This is a genomic window from Nocardia sp. CA-084685 (assembly GCF_050955785.1).
Taxonomy (GTDB): Bacteria; Actinomycetota; Actinomycetes; order Mycobacteriales; family Mycobacteriaceae; genus Nocardia.
The window spans coordinates 9,325,318-9,343,508 of the sequence record NZ_CP192094.1; the positions used below are offsets into that span (position 1 = coordinate 9,325,318).

General features: G+C 65.0%; 19 protein-coding genes. 6 read left to right on the forward strand and 13 right to left on the reverse strand.

Annotated features, from left to right (window positions below; all coding sequences use genetic code 11):
* Window positions 1–399 precede the first annotated feature (399 nt).
* The gene (locus ACQP2U_RS41195) at window positions 400–654 is read left to right on the forward strand and encodes a MerR family transcriptional regulator (protein ID WP_397030842.1); all 255 of its coding nucleotides are present in this window, start codon (window positions 400–402) and stop codon (window positions 652–654) included.
* A 356-nt stretch (window positions 655–1,010) separates the two neighbouring features.
* Here the strand turns inward: ACQP2U_RS41195 and ACQP2U_RS41200 are convergent, their stop codons facing one another.
* The 8 genes from ACQP2U_RS41200 to ACQP2U_RS41235 all read right to left on the reverse strand — a co-directional run bounded on the left by ACQP2U_RS41200 (window position 1,011) and on the right by ACQP2U_RS41235 (window position 7,482).
* Window positions 1,011–1,850 carry an alpha/beta fold hydrolase gene (locus ACQP2U_RS41200; RefSeq protein ID WP_433712562.1) on the reverse strand — a complete coding sequence of 280 codons (840 nt, stop codon included), beginning with the start codon at window positions 1,848–1,850 and terminating at the stop codon, window positions 1,011–1,013.
* A 115-nt stretch (window positions 1,851–1,965) separates the two neighbouring features.
* Window positions 1,966–2,385 (reverse strand): hypothetical protein, encoded by a 420-nt coding sequence (locus ACQP2U_RS41205; RefSeq protein ID WP_433712563.1) that lies wholly within the window; start codon window positions 2,383–2,385, stop codon window positions 1,966–1,968.
* An 82-nt stretch (window positions 2,386–2,467) separates the two neighbouring features.
* Window positions 2,468–2,824 carry a nuclear transport factor 2 family protein gene (locus ACQP2U_RS41210; RefSeq protein ID WP_433712564.1) on the reverse strand — a complete coding sequence of 119 codons (357 nt, stop codon included), beginning with the start codon at window positions 2,822–2,824 and terminating at the stop codon, window positions 2,468–2,470.
* Between the two features lie 129 nt (window positions 2,825–2,953).
* The gene (locus tag ACQP2U_RS41215) at window positions 2,954–3,463 is read right to left on the reverse strand and encodes an N-acetyltransferase family protein (RefSeq protein ID WP_433712565.1); all 510 of its coding nucleotides are present in this window, start codon (window positions 3,461–3,463) and stop codon (window positions 2,954–2,956) included.
* Window positions 3,464–3,538: 75 nt separating this feature from the next.
* Complete coding sequence (locus ACQP2U_RS41220) at window positions 3,539–3,835, reverse strand: hypothetical protein (RefSeq protein ID WP_433712566.1); 297 nt, start codon at window positions 3,833–3,835, stop codon at window positions 3,539–3,541.
* Between the two features lie 97 nt (window positions 3,836–3,932).
* A complete protein-coding gene (locus ACQP2U_RS41225) occupies window positions 3,933–4,679 on the reverse strand; it encodes an amino acid ABC transporter ATP-binding protein (protein ID WP_433712568.1) in 747 nt (248 codons plus the stop codon).
* Between the two features lie 3 nt (window positions 4,680–4,682).
* Complete coding sequence (locus ACQP2U_RS41230) at window positions 4,683–6,473, reverse strand: ABC transporter substrate-binding protein/permease (RefSeq protein ID WP_433712569.1); 1,791 nt, start codon at window positions 6,471–6,473, stop codon at window positions 4,683–4,685.
* 214 nt (window positions 6,474–6,687) lie between these two features.
* Complete coding sequence (locus ACQP2U_RS41235; RefSeq protein ID WP_433712570.1) at window positions 6,688–7,482, reverse strand: LLM class F420-dependent oxidoreductase; 795 nt, start codon at window positions 7,480–7,482, stop codon at window positions 6,688–6,690.
* Window positions 7,483–7,692: 210 nt separating this feature from the next.
* Between ACQP2U_RS41235 and ACQP2U_RS41240 the strand changes: the two genes are divergently transcribed.
* Complete coding sequence (locus ACQP2U_RS41240) at window positions 7,693–8,787, forward strand: ABC transporter ATP-binding protein (RefSeq protein WP_433712571.1); 1,095 nt, start codon at window positions 7,693–7,695, stop codon at window positions 8,785–8,787.
* A gap of 86 nt (window positions 8,788–8,873) precedes the next feature.
* Here ACQP2U_RS41240 and ACQP2U_RS41245 read toward each other — a convergent pair whose 3' ends face one another.
* On the reverse strand, window positions 8,874–9,392 hold the full coding sequence (locus tag ACQP2U_RS41245; protein ID WP_433712572.1) for a hypothetical protein: 519 nt from the start codon (window positions 9,390–9,392) through the stop codon (window positions 8,874–8,876).
* Between the two features lie 246 nt (window positions 9,393–9,638).
* Between ACQP2U_RS41245 and ACQP2U_RS41250 the strand changes: the two genes are divergently transcribed.
* On the forward strand, window positions 9,639–10,286 hold the full coding sequence (locus ACQP2U_RS41250) for an NADPH-dependent F420 reductase (protein WP_433712573.1): 648 nt from the start codon (window positions 9,639–9,641) through the stop codon (window positions 10,284–10,286).
* A 661-nt stretch (window positions 10,287–10,947) separates the two neighbouring features.
* On the opposite strand, the gene ACQP2U_RS41255 is transcribed toward ACQP2U_RS41250, so the two are convergent.
* Complete coding sequence (locus ACQP2U_RS41255) at window positions 10,948–11,457, reverse strand: winged helix-turn-helix transcriptional regulator (protein WP_433712574.1); 510 nt, start codon at window positions 11,455–11,457, stop codon at window positions 10,948–10,950.
* Between the two features lie 101 nt (window positions 11,458–11,558).
* Between ACQP2U_RS41255 and ACQP2U_RS41260 the strand changes: the two genes are divergently transcribed.
* Window positions 11,559–12,728, forward strand: coding sequence for a thiolase family protein (locus ACQP2U_RS41260; protein ID WP_433712575.1), 1,170 nt, complete (start codon window positions 11,559–11,561; stop codon window positions 12,726–12,728).
* A gap of 88 nt (window positions 12,729–12,816) precedes the next feature.
* Here ACQP2U_RS41260 and ACQP2U_RS41265 read toward each other — a convergent pair whose 3' ends face one another.
* Entirely contained in the window at window positions 12,817–13,098 is a 282-nt protein-coding gene (locus ACQP2U_RS41265; RefSeq protein WP_433712576.1) for a hypothetical protein, read from the reverse strand.
* Between the two features lie 514 nt (window positions 13,099–13,612).
* Between ACQP2U_RS41265 and ACQP2U_RS41270 the strand changes: the two genes are divergently transcribed.
* Entirely contained in the window at window positions 13,613–14,575 is a 963-nt protein-coding gene (locus ACQP2U_RS41270; protein ID WP_433712578.1) for an o-succinylbenzoate synthase, read from the forward strand.
* 457 nt (window positions 14,576–15,032) lie between these two features.
* On the opposite strand, the gene ACQP2U_RS41275 is transcribed toward ACQP2U_RS41270, so the two are convergent.
* Entirely contained in the window at window positions 15,033–15,545 is a 513-nt protein-coding gene (locus tag ACQP2U_RS41275; RefSeq protein WP_433712579.1) for a TIGR04338 family metallohydrolase, read from the reverse strand.
* A gap of 129 nt (window positions 15,546–15,674) precedes the next feature.
* Complete coding sequence (locus tag ACQP2U_RS41280; protein WP_433712580.1) at window positions 15,675–16,517, reverse strand: DUF2786 domain-containing protein; 843 nt, start codon at window positions 16,515–16,517, stop codon at window positions 15,675–15,677.
* Window positions 16,518–16,847: 330 nt separating this feature from the next.
* Between ACQP2U_RS41280 and ACQP2U_RS41285 the strand changes: the two genes are divergently transcribed.
* Window positions 16,848–18,149, forward strand: a complete 1,302-nt coding sequence (locus ACQP2U_RS41285; RefSeq protein WP_433712582.1) for an ABC transporter substrate-binding protein — start codon at window positions 16,848–16,850, stop codon at window positions 18,147–18,149.
* Window positions 18,150–18,191 lie beyond the last annotated feature (42 nt).

Sequence of the window (18,191 nt, forward strand, 5' to 3'; positions counted from 1 at the left end):
ACACAGAGTGCGGTAATTTCTGTGACGTCGGAAGAGAAGGAAGTATCCAAACGGCACGGGAGATGATGAACTGCCCGTGATGGTAAGACGGCGGATGCGGCCATGGGACCAGCAGGTATGACGGTCCCGTCGCCCGCCGGGCAGGAAGATGAAGTTGCACGGAAAGATGAAGTAACCCCGTGAGGAGAGAGGAGGCATTGCCCGTCGGGTCACCCGCGAAGATATGCAGTTGGGGTGATCGCCGACGTCTCGGTTACATGTCGGAAGACGAAGTAATTCCCCCTTTCAGTGCCCCGGCGCCGCAGGCGCCGGGGCACTTCGGCGTATGGAGGCCGCACGATTTCTGAACCAACGACCGCGAACGAGAAGTTCGACGATGACGACTACCCCGCTTACAGCATGGGCAGGGCCGCGGATTTGCTCGGCACCACTCAAGCATTCCTGCGCAGCCTGGATGAAGCGAAACTGATCACCCCCCAACGCTCCGCCGGCGGGCACCGCCGCTACTCCCGCTACCAACTGCGTATCGCCGCACGCGCCCGCGAACTGATCGACCAGGGCACCCCCTTGGAAGCAGCGTGCCGCATCATCATCCTCGAAGACCAACTCAGCGAAGCACTCGAACTCAACGCCAAACTCACCCAGCAGGACTGACCAGTCCTTGCCACGTTCGGCCAGGTGGCGTGCCGGATCGGTCACTATGCGGCCGGGGGGCGAGTTCGGGCCCAGGATTTTGCCGCCATCGCGGTATTCGACTCCCCATCGGGTCGTGAGTTGCGCCGCCGGCAGCAGTCCGCGCCCGCCCGAATAGTCGGGCCACGGATCCGCGCCGTCGGCTGAGTCCGGTCATCCGCCGAGGGAGACGAGTGCTCTTGTTCAGCTGACTCCTCGCCGTCAGACGCTTCCCCCGTGATGGCGAGATCATCATGACTCCGCAATAGGCCTGTACGGGATGCAACCGGAGACTTCCGATCCGCTCCGGCTGGGGGAATCGGCAGCGGTTTTCGGGCTCAGGACCGATGCGCCAGGAGGTGTTGCATCAGGAGGCGGGTGAGGGATTCGGGAGCTTCTTCGGGGAGCCAGTGGGAGGCGTCTTCGAGCATTTCGAAGCGGTAGGGGGCGTTGACGTGCTCGGCGGTGGCCAGGGCAGCGGTGGAGGCGATGGTGGGGTCTTCGGTGCCCCAGACATAGAGGGTGGGGACGGTGATCGGGGCGGTCGGCCCGGCGAGCGAGAAGGCTCGGTACCAGTTGAGGGCCGCGGTGAGGGCATCGGGGCGGGTGAGGCGGTGGACGTAGTCGTCGATGCGTTCCTCGGGAATCTTCCAGTCGAAGATCTTGCGGAGAGCGGCGGCGTCATCGGCTAAGAGGGCGCGTTCGGGGGTGCGGGGCTGGCGGAAGTAGGTGAAGTGTTGGGCTCGTTGGGCCTGGTCTTCGTCCTCGGTCATGGCCTGCAACAACGCGGTCGGGTGCGGCTGTGATACGGCGGCAAGGGTTCGGATTCGTGCCGGATGCTCGGCCGCTACCGCCCAGGCGACATGCGCGCCCAAATCGTGCCCGACGAGATCGAAACGCTGCCAACCCACTTGGTCGGCGATGGCGATGACATCGGCGATCAACTCCTCGACGCGATAATCGGTGACCTTGTCCGGACGCACGCCCGACGAATAACCGCGCTGATCGGGCGCGATGACATGGCAGCCGCCGCCACCGAGGGCGATCAGCTGGAACTCCCATGCGAGGGCCGATTCCGGAAAGCCGTGCAACAGCATCACTTCGCGTCCACCTGGTTCGCCGCTGGTCAGGGCGTCGAAGGTGCCGAATTCTGTCGGGATCTTGGTTGCCTCGAGCACGGCCTCGACTTTAGAGGCAGGCACCGACCACAGACGCCGAACGCGGCATCGGGCAGCGGGGTGGGTAAGCGCTGCGGATGCCGCGTTTTGCGGAGTTGGTCGATTGGATCCGAATTCAGCGGGCCTTGCGGATGCCGAGGTATTGCAGGGCCGCGAAACCGCCGACGGTGGCTGCCTGCATGACGGTCCAGATCGAGCCGACCAGGTTCAGTTCGAGTGCGCCCTCGACGAGAGCGGCCAGGCTGACCACGACCCAGACGGCATTGCCCGCGGCGACCACGGCGGCGGCCTTGGTATTGATGGTCTTGGACATGCCGACCAGGGCGACACCGATGCCATAGAGCGTCAGGAAGATTCCGATCGGGATGCCGATCTTGCTGTCCAGGCCGAGCAGAGATTCCAGTGGGCCCGAAAGTGCCAGGTAGGCAAGGCCGTTGACGGTGGTGACGACCGAATCCAGGCGCAGCGAGGTGCGCAGCAGGTTCTGGCCGGGGGCGAGCAGGGTCGACATGTAGCTGGGCGCAGTGGTGGTCATGACTGGTATTTCCTTCTGGGGTAACGAGTTCGGATGACTGGGGGCCGCCACCGGAAGCGCGGTACCTGCGGCGGGGGCGGGGTCAGGCGGCGGCCGGAACCTTGTCGAGGAAGCCGTAGACGTTGGCGATACGTCCGTCCTCGATGACCGCGACGTCGAAGCCGACGATCAGGGCAGGGGCATCGGCGGGACCGAGTTCCCAGGTGAAGCGCACCTGGTTGTGGTGGGCGTCGACCGGTCCGGCGAGGGTGAAAACCCAACCCGGGAACTGGGCCTGCACACCGGCGATGGCCGCATCCAGTTGATCGTGTCCGGCGACTGCCGCCAGCGGATCGATGTAGCTTGCCTCCGGGGTGAACACGGCTTCGATTCCGGCCTTGCGGGCGGCGGCGTCGGTGGTGTTCCAGACTTCCAGGTACTGCGCGACGAGCTCGTTCATGATGGCCTCCTAGGCTTCTGATCTGTGGTTTCTCTGTCGTTCTCGCTGACAGGAACTACGTTATGGGCAGAGCCATGGGTGCCGAATCAGTCATCTATAAGTACTTTTCGCCGACCTATACGTATGCGGTCAGCGGGCTGCGCCGCACAGGCTCGAGAGCATCTCGAATTCCGGCCGCGGATCGTCGGGAGCGACCGCCCCGCCCACACCCGTCCGCACAAAGCCGTGCCGCAGATATAACCGCTCGGCCGCCGTATTGCCCTCGGCGACCTCCAACCACACCTTGCGATGCCCGGCACCGACGGCCCAGTCGACTACCGATCGCACTAAACGATCCGAAATGCCAGTGCCCCGCGACTTCTCGGCGACCCACATCGAAATGAGGTGCGCCCCAGGTCGTTCGGGATCAGCGTGCGCGCCGACGGTCCCGACATCGATGCCGTCGACACTCGCCACGAACTGCACACGTTGCGTCAGTAGGTCCGACCAGACCTGGTCGGACCTACTGCGCGCCTCCTCCAACGTCGCGCCGAAGGCCTGTGGCGCATCCACCAGGGCACGCAGGCGGATGCTCCGAAATGTTGCCCAGTCCTCGCACCTCAGCAGCCGCACATGAACCCGCGGATCACCAATCCCCATCCCGCCATCTCTACTCGAATCCGAGGAGCGGCGAGTCGATTTCCACTGCACCTGCACGGAGGCGGGGCGGAAGACTCAGTGGTCGTCGTAGTGGCCGTTGTGCGCGGCGTGGCGGTGACCGTCGTGGAGGTAGTCGACGTGGTCGCCGTGCTGGACGGCTTCGTGGCCGCAATTGGGGCCGTGGGTGTGGTCGTGGCCTGCGTGTTCGGTGTGGGCGGCGGGTTCGCATTCGTCCCAGTGGCCGTTGTGCTCCCGGTGCAGGTGGCCCTCGTGGGCGTAGTCGGTGTGGTCACCGTGCGGGACTTCGGTGTGGCCGCAGCCGGGGCCATGGACGTGCTGGTGTTCGGTGTGCTCGACATGCGCTGTGGTCATCGGAACTCCTCGTTCCCATTGCTCGATATGTGGCGCCAAGCGCGGCGACACATTAACAGGTGCGCATCTGTCGAGTTTACTAGAGGTGTGCTGATGGTCACAGAACCTCGGAGAGGAAGCGCTGCAGCCGCGGGGTCCCCGGGTTGTCGAACAGGGCGTCGGGCGTGCCCGTTTCGACCACCTGACCAGCGTCCATGAACAGCACACTGTCGGAGACGCTGCGCGCGAAACCCATTTCATGAGTCACCACGATCATCGACATCCCCTGGGTAGCCAGCTCGGCCATCAGCGCGAGAATGCCCTTCACCAGCTCCGGATCCAGCGCCGAAGTGGCCTCGTCGAAGAACATGATTTCCGGCCGCATGGCCAGCGCACGGGCTATGGCCACCCGCTGCTGCTGCCCACCCGACAGATTCGACGGGCGCGAATCAGCCTTTTCGGCCAGTCCGACGACCTCGAGCTGTTCGACGGCCAGCGCCCGGGCGGCATCCTTGGACAGCCCGCGCAGCTTGCGCGGCCCGAGCGCCACATTCTCCGCGACCGTCTTGTGCGGGAACAGGTTGAAGTGCTGGAACACCATGCCGATGCGTTGGCGCAGCTTGTCCGGATCTTCGGCGAGCACCGACTTGCCGTCCAAAAGCACATCACCCTGATCGGGTTCGTGCAGCCGGTTCAGCACGCGCAACAGCGTCGACTTGCCGGACCCGGACGGCCCGATGACGGTGGTTGTCTTACCCGCGTCGACATGGATATCGACGCCGCGCAGCACATGGTTGTTGCCCAGCGTCAGATGCAGACCGGTTCCGGTGAGAGAGGCACTCACGTTGTCGATTCGCTCGCTCATGGTCTATCCGCGCCCTTCGGTGATCGTGGCCGCCTCGACCTGGTCGATGGGCTGGTCGGGTCGACCGGTGCGCATCCGGTGGTCGATGTAGTTCACCAGGTGCGTCAGCGGGATGGTCAGCAGCAGGTAGACCAGACCCGCGGCGACCAGCGGGGAGAGATTCCCGGTCTGCGCATTGAGATCTCGGCCGACCGCGAACAGTTCGCGCTGGGTCGCGAGCAGTCCGAGGAAGTAGATCAGCGAGGAATCCTTGATCAGCGCGATGAACTGGTTCATCAGCGCGGGCAGTACCCGGCGCACGCCCTGCGGGATCACCACCAGCGTCATGGCCTGGCGGTAGCCGAAGCCGATGGCGCGCGCGGCCTCGAGCTGGCCCGTCTCCACCGATTGGATACCGGAGCGGAAGATCTCACCGATGTAGGCCGAGGCCAGCAACGCCAGTGCGATCGCCCCGAGCCAATACGGGTTGTTACCGGTGATATTACGAACGACGGGACCGATGCCGAGTCCGATTATCAGGATGATCACCACCGCGGGCAGGCCACGGAAGATGTCGGTATAAACCCTTGCGGGCCAACGCAACCATCGCGTCCGGGAAATACCCGCGACCGCCAGCAGCATGCCGATGATGGTGCCGAGCACACCCGAAACCACCGCCAGGATCAGGGTATTCGGCAGACCGGTCTTGAACAGATCGGGAAATGCCGTGCGGTACAGCGACCAGTCGAAGAACGTCTCCTTCAACTGTCGCGCCGTCGATTTCGGCGCGTCCGGTCCGCTGTCGGTGGTTTTCTTCTCCGCGGCGATGGCGGCGAAGTCCGGAAGTTGCGGCGCCGGTGCGGCTTTCGATCCTGGCTTCCATCCGGGCGGCAACTGCCTCGGCACCCAGTCGGCGTAGAGCTCGGCGTACGTGCCGTCGGCGATCACGGCGTCGAGGCCGCTGTTGAGTGCGTCGATCAGCGGCTGGTTGTTCTTGGCGACCGCGTAGCCGACGAAATTGTCCAGGCTGAAGGTGTTCTGGATGATCGTGGTGCCATCACCCGACTTCACCTGCCCCTCGGCCTGCGCCGACGGCGCGACCCAGGCATCGACCTGACCCGACTTCAGATTCGCGTACGCGGTGGCGTAATCCGGGAACTTCACCGGATCCAAATGCAGTTGGTTGACCACGTAATCGTCCTGCACCGTGCCCTGCACCACGGCTATCCGGTTGCCACGCCCCAGATCCGAAAAGCCCTTGATGGCAGTGCCATTCGGGACGACGAGGGAAAAGTAGCCGAAGTCGTAACCGTTGGTGAATCCGACGCGTTCGCGACGCTCCGCGGTCGTGGTGATATTCGACGACCCGACATCGAAGCGCCCGCCGGAGACCTGCGAGAGCAGCGGCGCGAATTCGGTGCCCGAGAACTCCACCTGGAGACCGAGTTTCGCACCGATCGCCCGCAACAGCTCATTGTCGAAGCCGGTGAACGAGCCCGCCGAGTTCAGGCAGATGCTCGGCGGTGCATCCGAGAGCGTACCGACGGTGAGCTTGCCCGGCGTGATCAGCCGCAGCTTGCTCGTATCGATCGCCGATACCGGCTGTGTACTCGCGGTGGTGTACTTGTCCGCGCCCGCCGCGGCCGCGGAGCCGAGGTTCGTCGGCGCGGCCGAGGCCGCGTTCAGTCCGGGCGGCGCGCATTGGTCTCGAGCGGAGGAACCATCGCCGGAACCGCAGGCCGTGGCTGCGAGTCCGACGGCAAGCAATAGCACGGCGATCAACGCACGAGACCGCACAGCGAGCAGACCAGCCATGGTGAGGACCATAGCGTCCGATTCGACGCTAATAGGCAGCTACCCCGCAGCGCACGCTCCCTGGGGAACCGCGCATTCCCGCCCTACAGCCGCCGGGCGTGCGCGGACGCGGCACCAAGACCCGCACCCGGAATTCGGATCACGATGATTCGAACCCGATCGCCGACCGGCGTTACGCATCCAACGCAGCACGATTCTGGAGATCGGACCAGGATCAAGCCAGCCCTCTCACCGGCTCCGGATTCACTTCATCACGCCAACGAATCGCCTGTTCGACCTCACTCAGATCGAACTTCGGCCCACTCACCCCGATGGTGAACAGACTGACCCCGGCCCCGACGAATGTCGACGCCCGCTCCGCACCCGGCCATTGCACCGAACGCTCGATCTTCCCCTGATCGGTGCCGACTTCGGCGCAGTGGTCGGTGAGCACCTTGTTCTTGTGCGCGAGCGCGTCGAGGTCGGCGAAGGTGTGCCAGATATCGGCGTACTGCGCGACCAGCCGCAGCGTCTTCTTCTCGCCACCGCCGCCGATCAGGATCGGGATATCGCGAGTCGGCCGCGGATTCAGCTTCTTCAGCCGTGCGGTGAGCCGGGCCATATTCGCCTTCAGCAGTGCGAGCCGGGTTCCCGGCGTGCCGAATTCGTAGCCGTATTCGTCATAGTCCTTCTGGAACCAGCCAGCCCCGATGCCGAGAATAAGTCGGCCATCGCTGATGTGGTCCACCGTGCGCGCCATATCGGCGAGCAGATCGGGATTGCGGTAGCCGCCGCCGGTGACCAGCGCACCGATCTCGATCCGTTCGGTCTGCTCGGCCCAGGCGCCGAGCATGGTCCAGCATTCGAAATGCGCGCCGTTGTGGTCGCCGCTGAGCGGATAGAAGTGATCCCAGTTGAAGGCGATATCGACGCCCGCGTCCTCCGCGCGCAGTACGGCATCGCGCAGGAGTCCATAGTCTGCGGCGTGCTGGGGCTGTAGCTGTACGCCGATGCGAACCGGTCGGGTCATGCGTCTGCTCCTCGTCGCTCGGTCTGGTTCCGTTCTCCTCAACCAATGCAACCCTATTCACAAGATCGCCGTCGGGTTCCGCTTCGCAGAGACTGTTGTGCCCGGGAGTGGCGCTGTCGCCTGCGAAGCGAGCACATCCAGTAATATCGCCGGTCAACCCTTACTCGGATCGTCCGGCACGTTCCTGCCGGTGATGGGATGTGATTTGTCATGGCCACCGTGACCTTCGATAGTGCGACCCGGCTCTACCCCGGCTCGTCCAAACCCGCCGTCGACAAGCTGGATCTGGAGATCGCCGACGGGGAATTCCTCGTACTGGTCGGTCCATCCGGCTGTGGTAAGTCGACCTCGCTGCGGATGCTCGCCGGACTCGAGGATGTCGACGACGGGCGCATTCTGATCGGCGCCAACGACGTCACCCACGCCGAACCCAAGGAACGCGATATCGCCATGGTGTTCCAGAACTACGCGCTCTACCCGCATATGACCGTCGCGGAGAATATGGGCTTCGCGCTCAAACTCGCCAAGGTCGCCAAGGCGGATAAGCAGCGCCGGGTGCTGGAGGCGGCCAAACTGCTCGACCTCGAGCCGTATCTGGATCGCAAGCCCAAGGCACTGTCCGGCGGTCAGCGTCAGCGCGTCGCGATGGGCCGGGCGATCGTGCGCCAGCCGCAGGTATTCCTGATGGACGAGCCGCTGTCGAACCTGGACGCCAAGCTGCGGGTGCAGACCCGCACCCAGATCGCCCAGCTGCAGCGTCGCCTCGGCACCACCACCGTGTACGTCACGCACGACCAAGTCGAGGCGATGACCATGGGCGACCGCGTCGCGGTGCTCAAGGACGGACTGCTGCAGCAGTGCGCGACACCGCGCGATCTGTACCGGGATCCGGCGAATGTCTTCGTCGCCGGATTCATGGGTTCGCCTGCGATGAACCTGTTCACGCTGCCGGTCGCCGACGGCGCGGTCCAGCTGGGCAGCGCCACCCTGTCGGTGCCGCGATCGGTCGCCGATGCCGCCGAAGGTTCGGTGGTGGTCGGCGTCCGCCCCGAGCACCTGGAATTCGGTGCGGCGCAGGATAAGTCGGGAATTCAGATGGAGGTCGACGTGGTGGAGGAGCTCGGTTCCGACGCGTACATCTATGGCCGCACCATCGCCGAGGGCGCGACGAACGGCGCGGGCGAAACCATTGTGGCCCGCGCAGATTGGCGTAATCCGCCGGAGAAGGGCACTCGCGTACAGTTGACGGCCACACCGGAACACACCTACTTCTTCTCCGCTGTAGACGGCCACCGCCTGTCCTGAACTACGCTGCGCGTGCACTTTCCGCCGAATCCGAAAAGTGCGCGCGCAGAACAGATTTCAAGCATTGATCGACCACTGTGGTCCGATCAGTGAACTGCTGCCAGGGTCGCGAGCGTTACTTCGGTGACCGCCTGCTGAGCCTGTCCGGCGGTGCCAGGGTGCGTGTAATAGTCCACCCAGAGCAGATCGGCACCACGTCGAATCACGGCCGAACCGGTCGCGGTACCGTCCTTGCCCTCATCGTTGTAGGCGGTACATGCCCCGTCGCCGAGACTGCTCGTAGTGTGGAGCTGCCCGGCGAGGCTGGTGTTCGCACAGGATGAGGCGAGTGCGTCAGCGGCGCGGTCAGCACCAGAGTCCCAGCCGACCTGGCCATGACGCAGCAGCCGCACTCGCGAGAAACCATATGTATCGGAGTCGATGGGACGGTCTTTTGCGGTGCGATACTGGCAAGCCGCATCCGAATCCGACGAGTAGGTCCCCTCGGGCTCGGGCACGCCATCCGGCACCAAATGCTCGAAAAGGCCGGTACCGATCGCCGCGCACAAGTCGGGCGGAGCGGCCGCGGCTGGATGCGACTCCTCGTACGTGGACAGAAGTTTCATATAGAGACCCAAGCCCGCGAATATGAGAACCACAGCAGCCAATGGCAATAGGCACCCCCACTTGCGCGACGATGCAGACGACATATCTCCCCCTCGGATTTTCGAACGAGTCTAGGTGCTGCGCGTGCGTCGCCGCGCTCACCTAGACAACGCCAATGGCGTTCGCCCACGGCGGAAGGCCACCCGAAGGCCACAGCGCGTTCGTAAACTCGGCACTCGAACTGGGATCGGTGCGAGGAGCGGACGATGAAGGTAGCGGTGCTGGGGACCGGGCAGGTCGGACTCAGGCTGGCGAGCAAGTTGGTCGAACTCGGGCATGCGGTGACGCTCGGCTCGCGCACCGCCGATAATGCTGCGGCGACCGATTGGGCGCGCAAAACCGGTGGTGCCCATGGCACTTTCGCCGACGCCGCCGCCGATGCCGAATTGGTGATCAATGCGACGTCCGGCACCGTTTCGCTGGCCGCGCTCACCGCCGCGGGTGCGGCGAATCTGAGCGGGAAAGTCATTGTTGACGTGTCGAACGCACTGGATTTCTCCGCCGGATTCCCACCGAAGTTGGCCACGCCGCAGGCGGGCAGCGTCGCCGAGCAGATCCAACAGTCCTTCCCGGACGCGCGCGTGGTGAAGACCCTCAACACCATGAACAATCAGCTCATGGTCGACCCGTCCCGAATTCCGGGTCGGCACAACGTCTTTCTCAGCGGCGATGACGAATCGGCCAAATCCGAGGTCGCCGACCTGCTGAAATCTTTCGGCTGGACCGATGAACAAATCATCGATCTCGGCGGCGTCGTAACCGCCCGCAGCACCGAACCCCTTGTCCTGCTGTGGGTTCACCTCTACAACAAGTTCGGCACCGAGGACATCAACTACGCGGTTGTCACCGGCTGAGCTGCCCGCGCGGGCAAGCGCTGCGGCACCAGGCAAGTCGGCGTCAGCGGTGCGGCACTAAACGGATCATCGGTACGGCATCAGTGCAGGTCAGCGCTGCGGCACCAGGCAGGCGGCGTCAGCGGTCGGCACTAACCGGATCATCGGTACGGCACCAGCGCAAGTCAGCGCTGCGGCACCAGCCAGGTCGGCGTCAGGCGTCGGCACTAACCGGATCATCGGTACGGCACCAGCGCAAGTCAGCGCTGCGGCACCAGAGCGGCACAGTTATCGGGCACGCACCACCGCGGATCGCGTGATACGGCACGACGCAGATCAACACTCAGCACCAACGCAAGTCAGCGCTGCGGCACCAGCCAGGTCGTCGTCAGCGCGGCACCAGCGCAAGTCAGCGCGGCGGCACCAGGCAGGCGGCGTCAGCGGTCGGCACTAACCGGATCATCGGTACGGCACCAGCGCAAGTCAGCGCTGCGGCACCAGCCAGGTCGGCGTCAGCGGTGCGGCACCAACCGGATCGTTTGTGCGGCACCAGCGCAAGTCAGCGTCTCAGCACCAACGCAGCTCAGCGCTGCGCACAACGTAAGTCAGCGCGACAGCACCAGCATGTGGCGACGCTACGGGCCGATCGACCGGCCCCAACGCTCGGGTGACCTCCGCACAATCACTTCGCTGATCGGGCACGTACATAGTCGGGGTTGAGCCTGACCCCGAGTTCTTCCAAGTCGATCTCGCGCCCCTTTTCACTGCGGACCTGAACTCGAACCGGTGCACCACTCGACTCCTCGACCAGCAGCAGCGGCGCGGGCCCCGACTGCAGGTAGGTATCGCCCCACTGCATGAGCGCGAGCACCGCGGGCAGTAGACCACGGCCCATTTCCGTCAGTACGTACTCGTGGCGGGTCCGCTTGCCCTCATCCTGATACGGCCGTTTGACGAGCAGCCCCGCCGCGGTGAGCTTGCGGAGCTGGCCGGATGCCGCGGCGTCGGTGATGCCGACCCGGGCGGCGAAACCGTCGAAGCGTGTGGTGCCGTAGTAGGCCTCACGCAGGATCAGGACCGCCGAGCGGGTACCGATGAGATCCATCGCCTTCGCAATCGAGCATTCCGTGGGTTTCCACGCGCTCAGATCTGCCAACGGTCCTTCCATTACGGCTGCCATGACGAACATCATAGCGATATCTGGCTTGAGCTAGCTATACCCAGGCGTTAATCTGGCTATAAGTCAATAGAGCCAGGCACAGGAGCTCGGCTCACGGTTCGAAAGGGACCACCATGAGAGACGCGGTCATTGTCGAAGCGGTACGCACGCCGATCGGCAAGGGAAAGCCGAACGGGGCACTGCACAACGTCAACGCGGTGGACCTGCTGGCCCACAGCCTGCGCGCGGTAGTCGACCGCAGCGGCATCGACCCGGCGCTCATCGACGATGTGATCGGCGGCATCGTCACCCAGATCGGCGAGCAAGGCGCCAATATGACCCGGCGTGCCGCGCTGGCCGCGGGCTATCCGGAATCGGTACCGGCGACCACGGTCGATCGCCAGTGTGGCAGCAGCCAGCAGGCCATTCATTTCGCCGCACAGGGTGTAATCGCCGGTGCGTACGACATCGTGGTCGCGGCGGGTGTCGAGTCGATGGGACGAATTCCCATGGGCGCGAACATGATCGGATCCGAAGACTTCTCCGGTGTCGGCTTCACCGAGCGTTATCCGGAGGGTCTGGTGTCCCAGGGCATCAGCGCCGAACTGATCGCCGCCCGCTGGGGACTCACCCGCAGCCAGCTCGACGAATTCGCCCTCGGCAGCCACGAAAAGGCCGCGCTGGCAACGAAGAACGGCTCGTTCGCCGGTCAGCTCGCATCCATAGCCGGACTGGAAACCGATGAGGGCATCCGGGTCGGCAGCTCCCTGGAAACCCTCGGCAAACTGCGTCCCGCCTACTACGACGAGGCCATGGCCGCGCGCTTCCCGGAAATCGGCTGGCAGATCACCGCCGCGACCGCGAGCCAGGTCAGCGACGGCAGTGCCGCGGTGCTGATCATGACCAGCGAACGCGCCGAGCAACTCGGACTGAAGCCGCTGGCCCGGTTGCACAGCTTCGCGGTGGCCGGTGATGATCCGCTGCTCATGCTGACCGCCGTCATCCCGGCGACGCGAAAGGTGCTGCAGCGCGCCGGACTTCAGCTGTCCGATATCGATCTGGTCGAGATCAACGAGGCATTTTCGCCGGTGGTGCTGGCCTGGGCACACGACACCGATGCGGATATGTCGAAGGTGAATGTCAACGGCGGCGCCATCGCCATCGGTCATCCGCTCGGCGCTTCCGGCGCACGTCTGATGACCACACTGGTGCATGCCATGCAGGAGCGCGGCGCGCGCTACGGTTTGCAGACCATGTGTGAGGCGGGCGGTTTGGCCAACGCGACCATTATCGAACGACTCTGAGTCAGCGATGTCGCGGCACCGATCCCGGATCGGTGCCGCGATGTCGCAGGTCGACACGGATCATTCGATCGGGCGGGCTCCGGCGGGCTCAGATCGAAACCAGCACTACCGCAATCAAAAAGCCGACCAACCACGACTCGGCGATAAGTGGCACCGCCACCAATGGTGTCCAAGCGATACGCCGTCGATGGCGAATCTTCTCCACCACCCTGATACCCACCGCAACCACGGAAAGCGCAATCCCCGCCCACGCAACGCAATACGCGACCGGCAAATAGCGCACACCACCATCGGGATCGGCATCGCGCCCGAGAAATTCATACAGCGGCACTGCAGCGACCGCCACCGAGCCGAATCCGACCGCGAGCACAGATCCGAGCACCGCCCGAACCGCACTCGCCAGCCGCGGCTCCCATCGACCCGACCCCATACCCCCCAGCATGACGGGTATCTCCTGACTCCGCGCCGCACGTACCAGCCAGCCAGATCTGGCGGACCTTCTCGATGTTCACCCGCGCCTGTACATGGCGATCGTCTGTCCAACCTCGAGGCACCGTGCCCGGGAGACGGCTGGCCACACGGTCGACCTCGGGCCGACGGGAGCCGAGAGCGGCTGACGCGAAGTTGGCCGCGGGGGCGGCCCAACTCCGTGCGCCGACGATCCGGCTGACGCACACCTAGTGAGTGCCGCGCAGAGGGCACAGCCTTTGCGCAATGGTGAATGAGTATGCGGGAGTGGGCCGTTTCGCCGCCGAGGGGGTTTTGTTGCCCTGCCAGGTGCCGCGGGCGCCTGACCAGCGGTGGCGGCGCGGCAGCCGATCACCTCGGCCCTTGTGGCGGCGCACAGCATGGGCGTGGGCACCGGCCTCGCTAGGCTGCATGTGATGACCGAAACCTTCGTCTACGCCATTCCGATGCGGACCCGGTTCCGTGGCATAACGGTGCGCGAGGGGATGTTGATCAGCGGACCGCTCGGCTGGGGGGAGTTCTGCCCGTTTCCCGAGTACGACGATCGGGAAGCCGCCGGATGGTTGGCGACCGCGGTGGAGCAGGTGACGGTGGGCTGGCCGGAGCCGGTGCGGGACAGGATTCCGATCAATTGCACGGTGCCCGCGGTGGGTCCGGAGCGGGCGCATGCGATCGTGGCCGGATCCGGATGCCGTACCGCGAAGGTGAAGATCGCCGATCATCCCGATTCGCTGGACGAGGATCTGGCACGGGTCGAGGCGGTCCGGGATGCGCTGGGGCCGAACGGATCGGTGCGCGTCGATGCCAATGCGGTCTGGGATGTCGAGACCGCCGTCACACACATCAAGCAGATCGACCGTGCCGCAGGCGGTTTGGAATACGTCGAGCAACCGTGCCGCACCATCGAGGAACTGGCCGCGGTGCGCCGCCGTGTCGATGTCCGAATCGCCGCCGACGAATCCATTCGCCGCGCCGAGGATCCCCTGCGCGTCGCGGTAGCGGGAGCCGCGGATATCGCGGTACTCAAATGCACCCCATTGGGTGGTGTCCGCCGCGCACTACAGGTCGCCGAGGCCGCCGGCCTGCCGTGCGTGGTCTCCTCCGCCCTGGAAACCAGCGTCGGCCTGGCCGCCCAACTCGCCCTCGCGAGTGCCCTCCCTGACCTCGAATTCGCCTGCGGCCTGGGCACTTTGTCACTCCTCGACGGCGACCTGGTATCCGAATCACTGCGCCCGGTCGACGGCTTCATGCCGGTCCCGAAGACCCCGCCCACACCCGACCCTGCACTACTGAAGCAGTACAGCCACCCCGACCCAGCACGAACCCGATGGTGGGAAGGCCGCCTGACCCGGGTCCGCGCACTGCTCCCGCCCCGGTGACCGAGTCGCGAAAGTAGTACGCAACCAGTAGGAACTCGGCATATCGGCCCGACGGGTCGGCGTAGCGCAGCCGCGGCCACGACGCACGAACTCGGCCAGACATCAGACATCAGCCGGACACGGCGGGCTGCCCAACGGTCAACTACCCGCAAACACGACGCGGTCGAGCGACGCAGCGGCCTCAGCTCGAGCGGACACCACAGCCGAACACGCGCGACCACAGGACGAGGCGTGCCGTCAGACAGATACCGCGAGCTCGCTGCCCAACGATCAACTAGCCGCGGGCGCAATCGTAAACACGACGAGCGAAGCAGCGGCCTCAGCTCGAGCGGACACCACAGCCGAACACGCGCGACCACAGGACGAGGCGTGCCGTCAGACAGATACCGCGAGCTCGCTGCCCAACGATCAATTAGCCGCGGGCGCAATCGTAAACACGACGGGCGAAGCAGCGGCCTCAGTTCAAGCGGACACCACAGCCGAGCATGCTCGACCGCAGGACCAGCCCGGCTTCCGGCCCGACAATGCCGTCGACGAGTTCCAAGTAGCGACTGCAGAATTCGGGGCCGTGTGGAGCCACGGATGCGGCGGCGGGCTCGAGGTGGTGTGCCAGTTCGTGCAGGATCACCAATTCGCGCAGGGCCCATGCGGTCGCGCCGGTGTGCAAGGGGACGGCCAGCACCGCGTCCGCGGCCTCGTAGTGGGCGGCGGCGGTTCCGGCGCGGGAGCGGACCCGGACGGGTGTCGCGGCGCGGTCCCATTGCGCCCGAACCCAATTGAGGCTCAGCACCTTATCGGTGTAGGTCTGCACCGATTCGACCGAGGCGAAGCGGCGCTCGATCGGCAGGGTGAGGTGCGAACCGTAGATCTCTACTGTGCGATTACCGTTTTCGTCAGCTCGATCGAATACCCTCCGCACCAGTTGCTCGGCGTCATATACCTTGGCGCGCTGGCCATCTCGCGCACTCACCGGACCGAGCTCATTCGCCCGTACCCGCGGACTCGGATGACCCGATACCACCCGAGAGCGCCGAAAGTTTCATCGGCTCAGCTCGCGAATACACGCGCGACGAAACCCCCGCCGACTCACCCGACTCGCTCACGTCACTCCGCCTCCGGGCAATTGCGCACGCGCGGCGCCGAGTTCGGGCGTGGCACCCAACCGCGCGGCTCGCCCTGCCCGATCACCCGCGCGCCGGGCGGCTGCGGAATGTCCGGCAGACGCCTGTGGACCGCGCCAGGTACCGCGAGCATCGGAGGTCTTCTTATAGAAGTCGGTGAGCTCGATTTCCTTATTGCGCAGGGCCAATGCCGTACTTGTCGCGACGGTTTCGGGCACCACCTCGGCCTCGACCTCCGCCTTCACCTCGGCCAGGCGGCGGCCGATTCGCGCGGCGAACGCCATCTGAAAGTTCAGCCGAGCGGTAACCGCTGCCACCGGCGCTTGCACACGCCGCCGCACCTTTCGCCCCCAGCGTTGCTCCGTGACGATCTTCTCGACGGTGGCCGAGCGATACTGCCCCGATTTGATGTACTGATCCGACGCACGCACCATCTGCACCAGCAGACTGGCGTAAAGGGCTTCACAGGTGTCGATATCGGAGTCGAAGCCATACGCATAGACCTGCGTGGACGTGCGCGCAACATCGCAGCGCACATCATTGGCCGCGGCGATCGCCACGAACAACTGCACGTAGGTGCGCAGCCCCTTCTTGCCCGGTTCGCCGATCGGAATCATTCGCTGCACCGGCGTCGGCCTGCGCTCACGTCCGGCGATATGCGCGCGGGCGATCGCCAGGTCGATCGAGGACCTGGTCGCCAACCGTTGAGCCGCGGCCAGAAACGCCTCGGCCTCGTGCTCGTTATCGGTCGATTCGGCTTGGCGCAGCAACCCACCGATCCGGGTGAGCATCCGGTCCGGAACCGCATTCGGCGAAGTCATCGAAAACAGCCTAACGAGCGACAGCATTCGCGGAACTGTGACACCTGACCCAGCCCACACGGAGCGAGCCTTACCAGCGAGGAGTTCGCGGCCCGTCTCGCGGCCGAGTCGTCGAAGCACAGACGACGCAGTCGCGAGTCTCGACGGTGCCGCTAGCGACTGCTTGCAGGTCGCTCGAAAGGGTCAGCCGCGAGACAGAAGGGGGCCGCGAACACGCACCGCCGCGGGCGCTGCCATGCAACTGCTGCGTCACATATAACAACCATGTATCTTGCCTTGTGCACCTGCAGGGTGTGCTGCTGCTCACGTCTCGACCTTGGAGTGTTCGCGATGGCTTTGAAAAAGGTGACGTCCCTACGTTCGTCGCTCGTACCGCGAGCGGCGTTGGCGGCCGCCTCCGTTGCGCTGCTGACGGCGACGTTCACCAGTGCCTGCTCCGGCGATAACGGCGGCACTCCATCCAGCCAGAACCTCACCGGTCGCGGCCCGATCACCTATGTCGAGGGCAAGGACACCACCGAGACCGGCGCGGTCAAGCAGCTGATCGAGCGCTGGAACGCCTCGCACCCGGATGAGCAGGTCACCTTCAAAGAGCAATCGAACGACGCCTCGCAGCAGTACGACGATCTGGTCGAGCACATGCGCTCCAAGCAGTCCAGCTACGACGTGGTCGCCCTGGACGTGCCGTGGACCGCGGAATTCGCCGCGAAGGGCTGGATCCAGCCGCTGAAGGACACCTTCTCCATCGACACCTCGGCACTGCTGTCCCCGACGGTCGCCAGCGCCACCTACAACAACACCCTCTACGCCGCACCGCGAAACACCAACGGCGGCTTGCTGTTCTACCGCAAGGATCTGGTGCCGAATCCGCCCAAAACCTGGAGCGAGATGTTGGCGCAGTGCCCGATCGCCAAGCAGAACAATATGGGTTGCTACGCGGGCCAGCTGGCACCGTACGAGGGCCTGACGGTGAACGCGGCCGAGGCCATCAACGCCTACGGCGGCACCTTCGTCGGCGCCGACGGCAAGACCCCGACCGTGAACACGCCGCAGGCGCGCGCCGGACTCAAGGAACTCGTCGACGCCTACCGCAACGGCGATATCCCGAAGGAAGCCATCACCTTCAAGGAGCCGGAGAGCGCCAACGCCTTCAACACCGGCAAGCTGCTGTTCATGCGCAACTGGCCGTCCACCTTCGGTGACGCGGGTGCGGAATCCTCCGCGGTCAAGGACAAGTTCGCCGTCGCGCCGCTGCCCGGTGAGAACGGCGTCGGCGCCTCCACCCTCGGTGGCTACAACGCGGCTATCAGCGCGTTCTCCAAGAACAAGGCCACCGCGCTGGACTTCCTGCGCTACCTGATCAGCGAGGATGCCCAGCACATCGTCGCGGCCGGTGCGCTGCCCTCGGTGCGCGCGTCGATGTACGACGATCCGGCGCTGATCGCGAAGATGCCGTACCTGCCCGCGCTGAAGGATTCGATCGCCAACGCGGTACCGCGTCCGGTTACCCCGTTCTACCCGGCGGTGTCGAAGGCCATCCAGGACAACGCTTATGCTGCGTTGAACGGAACCAAGTCCGTCGACGACGCGATCAACGGTATGCAAAAGGGCATCGAGACAGCCGGATCGTAGCGAGTACAAGAGCGGACCCGACCACCCCGTAGGAGAGAGAAA